Below are 16,984 nucleotides of genomic sequence, written 5' to 3'. Positions count from 1 at the left end.
CAAATAATCTACCAGAAGAATTAAAAGAACATATAGGAGATAATACTTCTTTTTTTAATGCATTAGCCGTTTATTTTCTAAAAGAAAAAGAAATAGACGCCTCAGTGTTATATTACACCTATTTGTTGTCTATAAACGATGAAGTATTTAGAGAACAACTATATACTTTTATAGAAAAAGCACCATTAAAAGTTAATCTATTTAAATCTATACGTTACATATACAGAGCATCGCAAACATTAGAAGATACTATTTTCTTTGCGCTAACCTCTAAAAGAATTGCAGTAAGTAAACCAGGTTATACATCGGACTATTTATATGTAGATAACGAATGGACCGATGCCGATGTAGAAAAACAAAAGCCAAATCCAACAATAGCATTTTCTAAAAAGACCAAAGATTATTTTAATAAAACGACCTATAAACAAGTATACGAATTAAGTAAAAGCGATACAGAAACCTATATAGATTATGCATCAGAACTTTTAGTATCACTTAACGATACATTAGATAGTGCTAAAGAAGATATTCAGTACCACTATAATTATAATCCAGATACACGACGTTATATTACAGAACGAAGAATTTTTCCTAAATATCATGACTTTTTAGCGTTAATGTATATAATTCATGGAGGCGCTTCTCGATTACAACGTCAAAACAATAAATGGTTTTATATAGAAGGAGATAACACGACAACTCCTATAGTAAGAGAAGAAGTATTACCCGAACTATGGAATACCAAACCAGAAAAAGTACTATATATTTTAGCCAATGCTAAAAGCGACATAGCTATAACATTTGCATTAAGAATTATTAAAGAGAATAATCACTTTTTAGATAACATTTCGTTAGAACAATTAACACAGTTGGTGGGCCATTACCACCCAAAAGTTTTAGATGTTATTTTAGAGATTGTAAAGCAACGCTATGCAACCACTAAACCAGAAAATGCTATAGTATTAGCATTGCTAAAATCTAATAATGAAGACGCAAATAACTTAGCGTTTCAATGGTTAAAACAATATGAAACTGAATTCTTTACAGAAGCCACATTTATAAGTCAATTGCTATTAACAGGAAAAGAAACTGTAGTTAGTTATATAAAAAGTCTATATGTAGAAACTACAAAATATAATCTGCACTTATCTATAGCAATATTAGAACCATTATTTAAAATACACTCTCAGTATACTTTCGAGTATTTAGTTCAAGTTAACGATTTAATTGGGAATACGCATTTTGGAAGTTTGTTAAGCTCGGTTTCTGAGGAGAAAATAAAAACACTAGCCAAATCTTCTGCAGTAACCAATAAACTATTTGCAGCTAATTTGTCAAAGCAAAATACAGCATCAACCTATCTGTTATTTAAAGACAGTATAGATGAATATATTAATTCGGATAACGCCGAGTTACGACAAGTAGGAATAGAATTATTATCTCATTTTCCGGATGAATTTTTATTAGAAAACCATCAGAAAATAAGCGGATTCTGTTTTTCGGAATACAACGAAGTAAGAAATGCCATTCAGCCTACCGTTGAAAAACTAATAGCACTAGATAATAACTTTAAAAACAATTTATTTAAAGCCCTATTAAGAGCGATTGAAACCGCTGAAACTTATGAAGGTTTGCATGAAAATTGCTACACGCTTTTAACAATCAATTATAAACCGTATTTAGGAAGCATACCGCAAGAAGCTATTTTTAGTTTAATACTATCTCAATACGATTATGCACAAAAATTGGGTGAGCCCTTATTTACAGAACATGTTAATTTAGAGGCGCAACCGGTTAAAACTATTGTATCTCTAGCGCATAGCGATATATTTAGTATAAGAACGCTTTTAAAACAATACTTTGAGAAGCATACCTCTACAATTAATATTCAATTAGAAGACGCTTTATTAGTATTTAACTCTCATTGGGAAGATGTTATAGATTGGGCATGCCAGTATTTCGAAACCCATATAAAACCAGAATATTGGACAGTAAATATGTTATTGTATGCCTGCGATCATACAAAAACCGAAGTACAGCATTTTGGACGTAAAATGATAACCCAGCATTTTAGTGAAGATAAAGGATTGCCTTTATTATTAAAATTACAAGAACACCCAACCAAAACAATGCAGTTTTTTGTTACTAATTATTTAGATAATTATGCAAAGGGAAATACAACAGTTATTTTAAAACTAGAGACCTTCTTTAAAACCAGTTTATTTAATATAAATACGAATAGAGTTACAAAAACAAGAATTTATAAATTCTTAGAAGAAGAATCTGTAAAAGATAAAGCAGTAGCAGAAATGACAGTACGATTAGTAAATAGTATTCTAGGTACTAACACTATGCTAGATAATAGTAATAATATAGACCTGCTGTTAACCATTACAGAAGCGTACCCAGATATAGAGGTTCCATTACTAATAAAACAAAATTAATAGTATGCAGTTTAATTATAAATATGGCGGAACAAGTGCTGTAAGTAATAGTGTCTCTGCAACAGATGTTAGTTTTGCACCAGATATTTTAAGAGAACCTACTTATTTTGTAGGGACTTTAGATAAAAAGATTTCGTTTAGAGAAGCCATTTCGGCTTTACATCATGTTGTGGTTGCCGATTTTAATTTTCAACCTAAAGATAATTCAGAATATTTAGCATGGTTAAAAAGTCAAGAAGAATTATGGTTGGCAGAAGCAAGTTCCGATTTATCCAAAATACAAACAGAAATACAGCGTGTACGAACAAAAATAGAAGGCCTTCGTAAAGACCGCGATGTTATTATGAAGCCTTATTATAAGGCACAAAGAGCGTATTTTAATTATCTATATAAAAGAGATTATGCCGCGTGGCTTGTTTTAGACCCTGTAATAACGGTACATCCAGATCAAGTATTTTTTGAATGTTTTAGTAAAGACGAATCGGTTTACGGAAAATTATCCTGTGGTTACGATGTGTTTAATAATATTAATGATTTTAAATGCGGAACTACTAATATTGATTACTCTAAAAAACTGTATGAAGAGTTTCAGAAAATAAGAACCTACAAAGACACCGATTTTAAAATAGACCCCAAAGGATTCGATGTAAAAACGACAGGAGAAGACAGTTATAGAGAAGTAAAAATAGATTTACCCGATAGTTGGGTACGTGGCTTTCTTCAAGTAAGCACAGCAATGACTTCTAATAAAGTGTCTTTTGAATTAGAAGCTATAGACATTGCTAATTTTATAAGTGTTTTAAAAAGAAATAAAGAACGAAAAGGTCCACGCTCTATAAAATATAAATTAACACCAGGCGAACCTATTGTAGCTGTTTTCGAACCCTGGAATATAGAAGTAGTTTGCAAACAATCTATCTATAAAGGAGATACAAAAGAAGAGATAAGAGTATGGGGAAGACGTCGTATAACCCTTTTAGAACGCTTATTACCTATTACAGATAAATTTACGGTACACCTTTTAGGTAGCGGAATGCCTTCCTTTTATACAGCGCATTTAACTAACGAGATGTATTTTACATTAGGCCTATCTGGTTGGACGGCTAACGATTGGACACAGTCGAGTCAGTTAGATTTATTAGCGCCAAGAGGGCAAGTACCAGCCACAACAATGCAAAGCGTGTATTTAGAATTGCGTAAACATTGGTTTGCTAGTGAGCAAGACATTGCTAAAACGATGAATTTAGAACAATCTGTAGTTAATAAATCGTTAGAAACCTTTACACAAGCCGGAAAAGTTATTTACGATTTAAAAAATAAAGTTTATCGTGTTCGCGAATTAAAACGAGAAGGTATAGACATAGAATCGTTACGCTTTTCTAGTGAAACCGATAAAGAAGCCTATAAATTAATGGAGCAAAATGCCGTTAAAGATTTAAAGGTAAAAGAACAAACAGATAAAATAACACTAACAGCTGTGGTGAGTAACACTTATAAAACAAGTGTAACCATAGATAAAGACTTAAAAATAAAAGACGCCAGCTGTACGTGTAGCTATTATTATAAGAATAAAATGACCAAAGGCCCTTGTGAGCATATATTGGCCACAAGAATAACCTTTGATAAAAAATAACCAGAATGGTTGTAACTTATTATAAATGAGGTGTCATGTTGAACTTGTTTCAGAATCACATTTGATTTTTAAAATATTATGAGATGTATGAAACAAGTTCAACATGACGAAAGCTAACTATATATAAGTTTTTACAGCTATTCAAAAAAAATAATATTATATTTAAACCATGGTAGTGATAAGATAAAAACCTTGCATTTTGATTGGTGGATCGCCAATCTTGCTAACAGATACCGAACGCGTCACTGACTCGAACTTAACTTGTGAAATAGGTACCATAGTACTATTTCCGGTTAGACTTCTGCGAAGTGAAATAATACTATGGTACCTATTTCACTGGAGTTGTTCAATTCAGTCTTGAGAATCGTACGAAGGGAATACAAAATATATCTTATTGCTACCTTTTTTTATTATATGAGAAATTCTACAGAAAGAAGACAAGAAATTTATGATAAAATAAAAGCGTCTTCTAAACAAGAATACATACTTTCTGAAATGAAGCGTTTAGGCTTCTGGAAAGAAGATACGATAGATTTTGAAAGTGTCAACTCATTTTTTAAAGAGGAGGCTGAATTATCTAAAGAACTACAAACCCTTCTTAAAGAACAACGCATTATTGAAGACCCTGAAGCGTTTATCGCTAAAAAACATCAGGAGCGTAAAAAGGCTTCAAAACAATCTCAAAAAGAAACTAAAGAACGAAGAGAAAAAGAACGTTTAGAAAAAGCGGCACGTTGGAAAGCTTCTAAAGATAAAGATATTATTTACTTAGGCACTGGTTACTCTAATAATCTTAATAAAAAAGAATCGGATGTAGCTCGTTTAAAAGCGCAAAACTTACCGGTATTGCATACAGCCGAAGATTTAGCCAAAGCTATGGGCGTACCTGTAGGCGAACTTCGGTTTCTGTCGTTTACTAGAAAACATTCTAAAATTAGCCATTACAAACGCTTTAAAATGGCAAAAAAATCTGGAGGGCATCGTTTAATTTCTGCTCCAATGCCAAAACTGAAGAAAGCGCAGCATTGGATTTTAGAGCATATATTAAACTCGGTAAAAGTACATGATAATGCACATGGTTGTGTTATTGGGAAATCTATAAAAACAAATGCTACGCCACATATTGGTAAAGCTGTAGTTATTAACCAAGATTTTCAAAACTTTTTTCCATCGGTAACGTATAACAGAATTAAAGGTGTCTTTTTATCTATAGGTTATTCGCATCAAATAGCAACCATACTATCGTTATTATGCTCAGAACCTAAAATTTTAGAGGTGTCTTTATTAGGAGAAGATTATTACGCGCAACGTGGCGAACGTTTTTTACCGCAAGGATCACCTTGTAGTCCAGCCATTACTAATATTTTATGCAGAAAATTAGATTTTAGATTGTCTGGTTTAGCAAAAAAATATGATTTTGAATATACCCGTTATGTCGATGATATTACGTTTTCGGGAGACAAAGACAGTTTGTCAAAAATTACACCACTACTTAAATACTCGCGTAAGATTGTAAAGGACGAAAATTTTAAATTACATCCTGAAAAATTACGTATTATGAAACGTAATGCAAAGCAGGAAGTTACTGGTGTTGTTGTTAATGAAAAGGCGAATATTTCTAAGACCTCTTTAAAACGATTTAGAGCCTTATTATTTCAAATTGAAAAAGATGGAATAGAGGGGAAGTCGTGGAACAATGGCGGCTCAGTTTTAGCACAAATAGATGGCTATGCTAATTTTATTTATCAAATAGATGAAGTAAAAGGAGCGGTTTATAAACAACGAGTTGCAGCCATTTTAGAAAAATATAATTACAAAGACAACCATAGAAAACAATATGCGCCTCATGCTAAACAAGGTGTGTCTGCTGTATTAAGTGGTCTTGCTAAAAAGATAACGTCGTTTTTTAAGAAATAAATTATATCACCTATAAACGAGTTTAATTATACTTAAAGTAATAGATTTAAATAAAAGTAAAATATGATAAAAGTTGAGTTTTTTTCTGAGTTTGATGATAACGGAGAACCTGTAATGAAAAGTTTAAATGTTGATATTGACGAAAATATGCCAATAAGCAAACTAATTACTATAATTCATGAAGAATCAGGAGTTCCTACTTTTGTAGAATTAAAATGGGGAGATAATACAGAAAAAATAGGTTGTTCGTATGGAGTTAAAGAATCTTCTGACTTAAATTCATTACAAATGATTACAAATTTAGATAAAAAAATTAGTGAGCTTCCTAAATCTGGAACTAATGGAGAATTGTGTTTATATTTTAATTTAGAAGTTGGACTTGCTAACTAATTATAATTATATTGACACATTAGATTATCCTGAGATTATTGAAAAATTAAGACATGGAGATTCTATTATTCTCATAGAAAATGCCCCTTTATCAGACAAGGTATTATCTCAATTTATTAGTATTGTAGGAGATGCAATACATGAAAATAGAAATAATAATGGTCAATCTATTTTTGATGTCAAAGTCACTAGGCAAAATACCTTTTTTAAGTCTATAGCAAATTCTAACCTATCTTTTCCATTACATACAGATTGTTCTGATTTTGTTTCTATACCTAATTGTATTGGATTATTATGTGTGAATCCGGCCCCTTTTAATCAAGGAGCAAATACTTTTGCTTATATAAAAGATATATTAAAGTTTTTCTCTAAAGAGGAAATAGAGCAATTAGCGACTAAAAAATGGAAACATAGAAAGGAAAATCGGAGCATTTTAAGTTATGAAAAAAATATAATTAAAATATGTTATGATAGAATTACTATGGAATCTTTTTCAACAATTAGTGATTCAGAACAAGTTTTACTCTCTAAATTAGATGCTGTTTTTAAACAGGCATTATTTAAAATAAATTTAAAAAAGGGGGATTTAATTTTATTTAGAAATGATTTGTTTTTGCATGGACGAGAAACCTTCGATTTAGAATCTGATAGATTGATAAAACGAATTAGATTTAATGTAAAATAAAACTGATTGTCCGTTTGTCTCATAATGCTTATTTGTGACGTCATGCTGAACTTGTTTCAGCATCATATAATACTTATAAACATAGATGTTTTATGGTGAGAACCTGAAATGCAAAGCATTCATGAATACCATATTGAAAATAATAAAGACATGAACTAAACAAGTTCAGGTTGGCGATAGACTTGATAATTGATTATGAACGTTCAAAAAAATCCATTTTCTATTTTAATAGAAAATGGATTTTTTTATTTAATTTTTTAAGCCTTTCTTCAAGACCTCTTGTATCCCTTGTAAGTGCTCACTAAATGCCATCATTTGAGATAATACTTGCGCCATTTCGTTTTTATCGCCAAAGCCTTTTAGTTTATTGTTTTTAACAAAAACGTCTTTAATTGTTGTCCAACGCTCAATCTCCTCAGAAGATTGTTTATTTATAAGTTCTTTATATTTTAATAAATTGGCTTCGGCTGAAGAGGTTAATGTTTGCGATTCACTTTCATAATGAGATAGTACTAAACGTTGTAACTCTTCATCATTCATAATAGGAACAATTTTGGCAATTAATTTATTCATATCACGATAGGAGCCTTGTAGCTTAAATGAAGGCTCTGTACGATATTCATCTTCCATAGCCGCCGATTGTATATAGGCTTGATTTACTTTTATTATTGTATCTCTAACCATAATGGCTTTCTGTAACACAGCAATATAATCTTGTACCTCTTGTTTGGTATGGTTTCCTTTTAAATTAACCTCTTGCGTGTTATTTTCAACTTTATCTATAAGGGTGTAAACATCTTCAAAATATTTACTACTTAATTGGTGTAATACGGGGTTAGAGGTTAATGCATTTTCAATTAAACTTAGCTTAAATAAATGTGCAGTATCTCCAATAATATCACCTAAATTATAAATATCTGCACGATTGGCTAACATATCTGGAATTTGGAATTTATCGCCACTTTCGGTGTACGGATTCCCAGCCATAATAACACAAAATTTCTTACCACGTAAATCATAGGTTTTTGGCTTGTTTTTGTAAACCCCTTCAATTTTTCGAGTACCATCAGAAAGGGATATAAATTTTTGTAAAAACTCTGGGTTACAGTGTTGAATATCGTCTAAATAGAGCATGACATTGTCTCCCATTTCTAATGCTAAGTTTAGTTTTTTTAACTCTTCTCTAGAGGCCGAATTGTTTGCAGCCATAGGGTCTACAGAGGTAACGTCATGGCCAATAGCTGGGCCATTTATTTTCATAAATACTAATCCCAATCGGTTAGAAATGTATTCCATTAAGGTTGTTTTTCCATATCCTGGTGGCGATATTAATAATAATAGTCCCATACGGTCTGTACGTTTATTATCGCCAATAGTACCTAATTGTTTAGATAAATTATCTCCAATAATAGGGAAGTATACCTGATTTATAAGTTTATTACGAACAAAAGAGGAGAGTACTTTTGGTTTAAATTCTTCTAACTTTAGTTCTTCTTTTAACTTCTCGGTAACGTTCTGCTTTGCTTCTTTATAGTTTATAAAATTAGGAATTTCAATTGTACAGAAATGATTTAATACCTTCGAGAAGTCATGATAATTCATGCTCCAGTTCCCTTCGTTAATAGTTACATGATTTCCTTTTAAATTTGTAACAGTTAAGGTATCTGAAACGTTTTTAATAACAGCATTAGCAGCCGATTCAAAAAGTAGCATACAAGTTGCTTCTTCTATATAGTTTTCATTTTTATTAGCATTAGTAACAACAAAAGAGTGTAACCATTGCTGCGTTATTTGTATTTTTTCGAATAACGAACTTAATTTTTCAAGGCTTAATTTATAAGTGCGTAGGGCTTCTTTTTTAGATAAGTATTTTATAAAATCTTCTTTTAAATGTAAAGCATTACTGCTATTTTGAAAAGTGTTGTTTGTTTGTAATTCTTCAAATATATAGTTCGCAATTTCTTTGTTATTTTTAGAAGGAAACAACCCTGTATTATTTGCAAATTCTTTGATACTTATGGCTAATTCCTCTATAATAAAACCATAAGCAGTACTATTAGGAAACACTTTTAAAACTTCACCAGATGTTTTTATAGACGTGTTAAATTGTGCTTGTTTGTCTTCTGGTAAACTGTGCCAAAAATACTGCGCGTAAGCTCTTACTTTTGGTGCGTAGGTAAGTAGTCCTAATTCGTGATGTTGATGCACTAATGTGTGTAAGATTAAACTAGCATCTACATCGTGTACCCCTTTTACATAACCTTCGGAATATAAATTACTGCTTTCTTTTTGAACAATAGTTAGTAGTTCTTCTTTAGATTTACTTAGTAAATCTGTAGTGTTATTTAACGCAATAAAAATTTTATAAGCTAAATAAGTAGCGCGATACACCGTGTTGTTTTCTGAAACTAATTCTTGATTCCAATACTTTTGAGATTGTAAAAGGATATCGTTTGTTACTTCTTCATAAAAATCTGTCCCAGTTAAATGATAAAACAGTTTATCGTTTTTATAAACAATAGTTAAGTCTAATATTTGTTTATTAACTCCAAATTTATGTTTCCCCAGCTTAATAATGTTTTCGCCATCTTCGTAAAGCTCTTGCTTATCTTTTAGCTTACGCAAGGCATCTTCTTTTGCAACTTTTAATTGGGTTTGTATAGCTTCTGCTTTACCAACATCGTCAAGTTCTTTAAGTTGCTCAATAAGGTTTCTAACTTTGTTAATCATTAAATCGGCAGCAAAATAACCGTTTATATCTTCTATAGAAGTAAAGGTTTGTGCTTTTTTTACAACGCCTTTTAAAATACGTTCTGAAGCAGTTTGTAATGCTACTGTCTTTTTATTTCGCTTTTCAATTAATGCATTTTTACGTGCATCGAAAGCGTTATGAATCTCTTCACGTTTTTCTATTATTTGGGTAATAAAGGTTTCAAAATCTGCAAATTTACCTTCTAATTCTTCAAGCTGGATAGATGTTTTTGTTAAAAACTCATCACATTTTTCTGGTGTATTTGCTATGTCTATATAATTAATAATACTTTGGTCTATTAATTTTAACTGCGCTACAAAATCGGCTTGAGCTTCTTTACTTCCTAGCGATTTTATCTTGTTTTTAATCCCCGCTTTTAATTGGTTTAGCGTAGCAAAAATTAAAGAGATATTATCTATTATTTTGGTAGAATGCGAGGTGTCTTCAATTTCTAAATTGGAAACAATATCAATCAACATTTCCAAATCTGTGGTAATTTGATTGACTTCTTTCTCTAAAGCTTTTGCTTTTATAACCTTTTGTATTTCTGGTAGACTTTTTTCTTTTTCTTCTACTCGTTTATGGTACGGTTCTAAGGCTTTATCGTCTAGTAAAAACTGTACACAGCGTTTAGAAATTAAAGTGTTTTGCTCTGCAACTTGCTCTTCTAGTTCTTCTAATAAGGCTACATTTATATAACGAATATCTCGTAAGCTAATAACTTCGCCTCGTAAACTTCGCAATTGACTTAATAAACCAACAAAATCGTCTATGGATTTAAAGGAAGTACTTTTTATTTTTCCTAAAAGAGCTGATGATTTTTCGTTAATTAATTGCGTGCTCTTTGCCGCTTGCTTTTTTAATTGTACTACTTTTTCAAACTCCTCAATAGCAGCATTTGCGGCTTGGTTTATTTCTAAAAGCGGTTTATTTAATTGGTAAGTTTCTTCTTCTGGTAACCAATAATAAGTGTCGTTTATGTCTTTAGATATTTTAGCAATATCATCGTAAAGCCCTGTATAATTATCTTCTTTACTTAATAATTTTATCAGTTCGTAACACTCGGCCATTGCACGAACAATATCTTTATTACCTATTTTATAAAGTAAGGTGTCTTGATGTTGAGAGGGCATTAAATTACCTTTTAAATAAGGTGTTTGCCAAATTTGAATAACATGGTGTTTTGTTTGTTCATTCTCGGTACGAAAATAACATAATTCGCCATTGTTTAGCACCGTAAAACCGTTACAAATAATAGGGGTTTTTACCTCTTGCTCTATAATATTGTAGGACATTAATATGTAAAGCCCACGAATACTTGCATAGAATATGTATAAGAAATCTTCTCCATTTGGAGAGGCTATTTTTTTCTGAAACTTTACATCTACAGCATCGTTCTCGAATAGTTTATATTCTCCTGTTTGTAAATAATATCCGTTAGGGAAAATAAGGCCATGGTCGTCTGGTAATTTTACCGCAGTATCTTTTATACTGTTAATTTTTTGTACATCTTGTAATTTATGGTTGTAAACAAAATAACGGGGGGCTTCTTGGAATGGTTTTATTTCTAAAACAACTAAATTACCTAAATCTGCAAACTTAAATTGCCCATCGTCTAAGGTTTGATCTGTATGTAAAACGGGCTCGTCTAGTATGCCTTTACCATTATCGGTATTATCTTCAATTTTAATGGTTAAATCGCCACCAACAGTTTCAACAAATACTTTGTCTAAAATAGAAATATGCGGATGTAAGCCATAGCGATGCATATCTCTCGTTACTTCTTGCCATTGAAACTCGTGTTGATTGGGGAATTGATATTCATGCTCACTTCTATTATCAACATACTCAAGCGTATCTCCTTTAATAAGCCACTTAAATGTTTTTATATCTGTATTACTTTCGCTTAACTGAAATACCATGTGTAAGTAATTACCAATAATGGCAAATTTTGAAAAGATGGTATTTCTATAATATTTATATAGATTGGTGAAATCGTTGATAAAAATAGTATCGTTTAATAGGTTTAAAGATAGGTTGTGGAAATGATTGTCTTTAAACTCGTATATGCTAAATACATCAGATAATTTTATGTCTGTGCGTAAACCAAAATGTACATTATAACCAAATATAGATGTATTACCTAAAGACACAATATCGCGCGCAATGCAATTGTTTTCGGTATTAATTCTATCGTTAGCTATTAGTTTGGTTTCGATAGTCCCAAAAACATGTTTCCTGGCATCGTTTAGTTTATGCAATTGTTCTTGTAATTGCTGTTTTTGTTTTTGCAATCTACTTTGAATAATTTCATAAGTGCCGCCATCTAATTGCTGCGAAGTATTTTGGTTGTCCATATAAGTTTTATAGCTGAATTTTGAAAAAACAAGAACCTAGAAGGTGCTTTGGTTGTTAAAAATAGGCAGAGATGTATAAACCTCATAGATTTAAAAACCTATGAGGTTTTTGAGTGTATTATGATAATTTTTTGTCTGATAAACCTAAACCTTTGGCTAGGTTAAACAAATTGCTAAATAAGCTTTCTTCTTGTGTTCCAGATGAACGTTGTTTTAAATCTACTAATAAATTAGCTACTGTTAGATTTTTAATGTCTTCTGAAGAGATGCCATATTTACTAGCAAATTCTTTTACTTTATCTAAAAGGTTGCCTTTTACATCATCGCTACCTAATATAGCATCTTTAACATCTTGTATGTTATCACTATGTTGTACTAAACGATCTATACCTTTGGCTTTAGTAATTTGTCCAATAATTTGATCAAAGAACATGGTTTCTCCACCTACAATATCAATATTAGCAGCTTTTAAGGCATCACCAATAACTTGAGCTTGTGCATCTGCGATGTCTTTTTGTATGTTAATATGTGCAAGGTCTACTTTTAATTCTTTTTCTAAACGTAGTTTAAACTCTTCATGTTCTTTACCAGCACCATTAAGCTTTTTCATAGCTTCGGCCTTCTCTTCTATACCTACAGCTTCAGCTAAAGCAATTTCTTTATTACCAATTGCTTCTGCAAGTGCTTTTTCTTTAATAACTTCTGCTTCTGCAACGCCTTCTTCTTTAATAGCTGTTGCTTTTGCTAGTATACCAGCCGCTTCAGCTTTTGCTTTCTTTTCAATAATATTAGCTTCTACTAGGCCTTGACGCTCATGTGCATCTGCTTTTGCATGCATTACTTGTGCTTCAGATAAACCAATGGTTGCTTCTTCTTTAGCTGTTGCTTCTGCTAATGTTTTACGTGCTTCTGCTTCTTTTTCGCTAGCTTCTTTTTGTGCTTGCGCTTCAATGTTAATTTCCTCTGCTTTTTGTTTTGCTGCTTCTTTTTGCGCTTCTGCTGCTTTAATAGTTTTAATTAATGCTTCTTCTGCGTTAGCTTGCGCAACTGTTATTTTTACTTGCTTATCACGATCTGCAGTTTTAAAAGCTTCAATATCTTTCATGTTTTCTTGCTCTTCAACCACCCCTTTTTCTAACATCACTCTATCTCGAATAACATCTTGAATGTTTTTCTTTTCTACTTCAACAACTTTTTCTTTTTCAATTTGTGCCAGGGTTACAATACGTTCGCGCTCTGTAGCTTCTAACATTCTATCTTTTTCTACACGTTCTGTTTCTACAGCTTCAGTACGGGCTTTGTTTTTTGCAGCAACAATAATTTGACGCTCCATGTTTTCTTCGGCTACTTTAACTTTTTCTTGCGTGGCTATTCGTGCCGATTCCGATTTTAAACGCTCCTCTTCTGCTACTTTTAAAATTTCTGCTTCTTCTCGTGCTTTTATATTCGAGATTTCTCTGCGTTGTTGCTCTTCTTTTTCTGCCAATTGCTTATCTAATTCTAAGATTGCTTCACGAGCTTCAACATCTTGCTTACGAATTACTTTTTCTTCGTCTCGCTTAATTAGGTTAGCTTTAACATTTTGATTAGCTGTTAATTCAGTAATCTTTTTAATACCTTCTGCATCTAAAATATTATCTGGTTTTAAGAAACTAACTGGGGTTTGTTCTAGATAATCTATAGCACAATCTTCTAAAGTATAACCGTTTAAATCTGTGCCAATAATATCTACAATTTCATCTCTAAATTCTCTTCTGGCTTCGTATAGCTCTGTAAATTGGAATTTTTTACCAACTGTTTTTAAGGCTTCAGAAAATTTAGCTTCAAATAATTCTTCTAATGTAGCAATGTCTGAAGCTCTTTCGCAACCAATAGTTTGAGCCACTTTTTTAATGTATTCTACTTCGTTGTTTACTCTAACAAAAAAGGCGACTTTAATGTCTGCGCGCATATTATCTTTACAAACTAATCCATCATTACCTAAACGTTCAATTTGAATCTTTTTTACAGAAATATCCATTATTTCTACACGGTGAAATACAGGAACGACGTACATACCTCTATCGGTAGCGACTTTAGTTCCTTTAAAACCAGTTCTAACTAAAGCTTCCCCTTGTGGAACCTTTTTGTAGAACATGGCAATGATTGCAAAATAAACAATAACTAGGAATAGAATGAGTCCAAATCCTATTCCTATAATTTGTGGTAAGTTATCCATAGTTTTAATTCGTGTTTAATTTAGTTTTTAGTTAATATATATACCGACATTTTTTATTTTCGGATTTTTTCTTTTTTACTAGTTTGCACTACATAGAAGTGTAAAATTATACTTCTGAAATATATTTTTGTACATAATAAAATGATTTATCATGACTTGGTTTAATAATTAATATAGAGTCTCTAAACTGTATAGGAAATCCTTCTAGAGATTTAATATTAATGGATAGTGTATCGCCATTTACAATAATTTCTGCTGAGCCTAATTTATTGCCTTTAATATTAGATAAACATGTGCCTCGTCTTCCAATAAAATCTATTGGTGCATCTCCATCTTGATTTAAGTTCTTAAAGAATCCTTTAAACGGTGTTGTCACTATTTTTGTTAAAATAAGAGATGGTAATATAGCTAATAGCATAAGTATAAAACCAAATGAGTTGTCGAAGCTATGAGTTATAGATGTACTTACTGCAGTACAAATCCACCAAATAAAAATCCAACAAGTAAAAGTGAACATAAAAGGAAGTCCAACAAAATTGAAGTAGATTAATACAATTTGCCACCCTTTTAAAGATTTGCGGCGTTTGCCAATAACATCTTCTTTATTGACCTCGGTGTTTGCAATGTCATGAAAATCTACATTGCCACCTTCTATACCAGAATCGATATCTATATCGGCATCTACATCCACATCAACGTCTATATCAACATCGACATCTAAATCGAAATCAATACCAGAAATCATGGTAATTAGCCAATATACAATAAGAAGAAGTACAAGTATGGTTAATGTAATATTAGCGCTAGAAAATAATATGTCGGTTATTGAAGTCAATATTAAGCTTGTTTATTGTTTTTATTTAATTTTAATTGTTCTTTAAGTTTTGCTAAATCATTTTCAGCTGCATTTTCGATAGTATTAATGGCTTTATCTATTTGTTCATCTGTACTTTCGTTGGTGTTAGCAATATCTCCATAAGCTTCAGCTAAAGCTTCTTCTTGAGAGACCTTGTCTTTCATGCGTTCCAGCATTGAAACCGTGCCAGAGCTATCCAATTCAGACATTTGTTTGTTTAGGTTTTTGGTTGCTTTAGAGACTTTTACACGAGCTTTTAAGGTTTTTAATTCGTTTTCCCATTTTTGAATATTAGTTTTAATCTCTTTTACATTCTTTTCTAATAGGGATACAGAAGTATTTAACTTATTAACTTCGGCTTCGTGTTGATTTGATTGCTGGTTGGCTTCTTCCTTTTTTATTAAAGCTTCTTTAGCTAATCTGTCGGCCTCAGCACTATCTAAGTTACCACTTTCTGCTTTTTGCAAAATAAGCATTGCTTTTTGTTGGTAATCGTCTGCTTTATTAGCGGTATTTTCTTTATCGTTTTTTGCACGTATAGCTAAAGCTTTTACTTGTGCTAAGGATTCTATGCTTTTTTCAAGGTCACTGCGTAAATCTCTAATGCCTTGTTCGGTCATTTTAATGGGATCTTCCATTTTGTCTATAGCCGAATTTGTTTCGGACTGACCTATCTTAAATAGTCTTCTAAAAATGTTCATAATGTATTTTTTTAATATTTTGAAAAATTAATTATTTGCTCTGAATATTCACTTAATAATAAACCGAGCGAATTTAAACTACCTTCCAATTCATTTAAATCTAAATTCTCTAATTGTAAGGTGTCTCTAAAAATAACACGCTCATAAGTTTCGTCTAAAACAAAAGCGCCATGTATAATGTCTCGATTTTTTTTAAGTAAATGCTTAAAAATTTCTTCACTAGGTTGGTTTATTTTAAAAATAAATTGCTCCATAATTAATATAGGTGAAGCAATACCTATGATTAGATTTTTAATACCAAAATCTTCTTTTTCAATAACAATGATGCCTTCGTTAATATCTTCTTTTACAATATTTACATTTAGTTCTAATAAGAAGTTTTTAGTCTTTAAATAGTGGTCATTCATTAGCTATAAATTAATAGTTTTTACAGTTTTAAATTTAGATTAATATTACAAAAATGTTTGTAATATTAAGCAGGAAATGTGGAATATAATTGCTGCCATAATTTTGGTTTTTTTCTTGTGAAATGATTCGTTTTTTGTTGAATTATCTAAAATAATTAGCATAATTCAAAAGTATTAGCTAATATTGTTAGTGTAAATATACAATTTATTTTTCATTTTGCAAATAAAATTAGCAATTTATGTCTTTTTTTGGAAAAAATATAAAAAAAATAAGAGGAGTAAAAGGTTTGAGTCAACAAGCTTTTGCTGAGATTTTCGATCTAAAACGTGCGACTTTAGGGGCTTACGAGGAAGGTAGGAGTGAGCCGAAGATAGAAACTATTATTAAAATTGCTAATTATTTTAGCATATCTATAGATGCATTGCTAACATCGGAATTAACTGTAAATGAATTGTTGCGCTTTAAAGGGGACTTAACAATAGCTAACGAACCTTTAGTAAGAGAGCAATTTGCAACTATTCCTTGTATTACTGAGCAAAACTCAAAAGATTATATTAAATATTTTAATAAAGAGAATTTTATTAAAGATATGCCTAAAGTGCATCTTCCAATTAATACAGAAA

The 16,984-nt window shown here is 31.2% G+C and carries 11 protein-coding genes; 6 read left to right on the top strand and 5 right to left on the bottom strand.

Translation table 11 applies throughout. The features are described 5' to 3' along the window. From ACVC2P_RS09790 to ACVC2P_RS09770, 5 genes are all read left to right on the top strand, one after another. The coding region (locus ACVC2P_RS09790; RefSeq protein ID WP_452598293.1) for a hypothetical protein at positions 1-2,444 on the top strand (2,444 nt) is incomplete at its 5' end. A gap of 4 nt (positions 2,445-2,448) precedes the next feature. Beyond that, positions 2,449-4,077: an SWIM zinc finger family protein gene (locus ACVC2P_RS09785; protein ID WP_452598292.1), complete on the top strand. Its 1,629-nt coding sequence runs from the start codon at positions 2,449-2,451 to the stop codon at positions 4,075-4,077. Between the two features lie 414 nt (positions 4,078-4,491). Then, the gene (locus ACVC2P_RS09780) at positions 4,492-5,994 is read left to right on the top strand and encodes a reverse transcriptase family protein (RefSeq protein WP_452598291.1); all 1,503 of its coding nucleotides are present in this window, start codon (positions 4,492-4,494) and stop codon (positions 5,992-5,994) included. Between the two features lie 63 nt (positions 5,995-6,057). Continuing rightward, positions 6,058-6,384: a hypothetical protein gene (locus ACVC2P_RS09775; protein WP_452598290.1), complete on the top strand. Its 327-nt coding sequence runs from the start codon at positions 6,058-6,060 to the stop codon at positions 6,382-6,384. Continuing rightward, on the top strand, positions 6,368-7,069 hold the full coding sequence (locus tag ACVC2P_RS09770) for a TauD/TfdA family dioxygenase (RefSeq protein ID WP_452598289.1): 702 nt from the start codon (positions 6,368-6,370) through the stop codon (positions 7,067-7,069). The genes ACVC2P_RS09775 and ACVC2P_RS09770 overlap by 17 nt, the downstream gene beginning before the upstream one ends. Before the next feature lie 249 nt (positions 7,070-7,318). On the opposite strand, the gene ACVC2P_RS09765 is transcribed toward ACVC2P_RS09770, so the two are convergent. From ACVC2P_RS09765 to ACVC2P_RS09745, 5 genes are all read right to left on the bottom strand, one after another. Then, positions 7,319-12,178 (bottom strand): DNA repair ATPase, encoded by a 4,860-nt coding sequence (locus tag ACVC2P_RS09765; protein ID WP_452598288.1) that lies wholly within the window; start codon positions 12,176-12,178, stop codon positions 7,319-7,321. 118 nt (positions 12,179-12,296) lie between these two features. Then, on the bottom strand, positions 12,297-14,396 hold the full coding sequence (locus ACVC2P_RS09760; protein ID WP_452598287.1) for a flotillin family protein: 2,100 nt from the start codon (positions 14,394-14,396) through the stop codon (positions 12,297-12,299). A gap of 106 nt (positions 14,397-14,502) precedes the next feature. Then, positions 14,503-15,141, bottom strand: a complete 639-nt coding sequence (locus ACVC2P_RS09755; RefSeq protein WP_452598294.1) for a hypothetical protein — start codon at positions 15,139-15,141, stop codon at positions 14,503-14,505. Between the two features lie 92 nt (positions 15,142-15,233). Next, positions 15,234-15,953: a PspA/IM30 family protein gene (locus tag ACVC2P_RS09750; protein WP_452598286.1), complete on the bottom strand. Its 720-nt coding sequence runs from the start codon at positions 15,951-15,953 to the stop codon at positions 15,234-15,236. Positions 15,954-15,964: 11 nt separating this feature from the next. Next, on the bottom strand, positions 15,965-16,360 hold the full coding sequence (locus ACVC2P_RS09745) for a molecular chaperone Tir (protein ID WP_452598285.1): 396 nt from the start codon (positions 16,358-16,360) through the stop codon (positions 15,965-15,967). A gap of 239 nt (positions 16,361-16,599) precedes the next feature. Between ACVC2P_RS09745 and ACVC2P_RS09740 the strand changes: the two genes are divergently transcribed. Next, positions 16,600-16,984 (top strand): helix-turn-helix domain-containing protein (locus tag ACVC2P_RS09740; RefSeq protein WP_452598284.1); only part of this gene is annotated, 385 nt, incomplete at its 3' end.

Source organism: Pontimicrobium sp. MEBiC01747, assembly GCF_053601635.1.
This window is presented reverse-complemented; position numbering and strand designations above follow the sequence as displayed.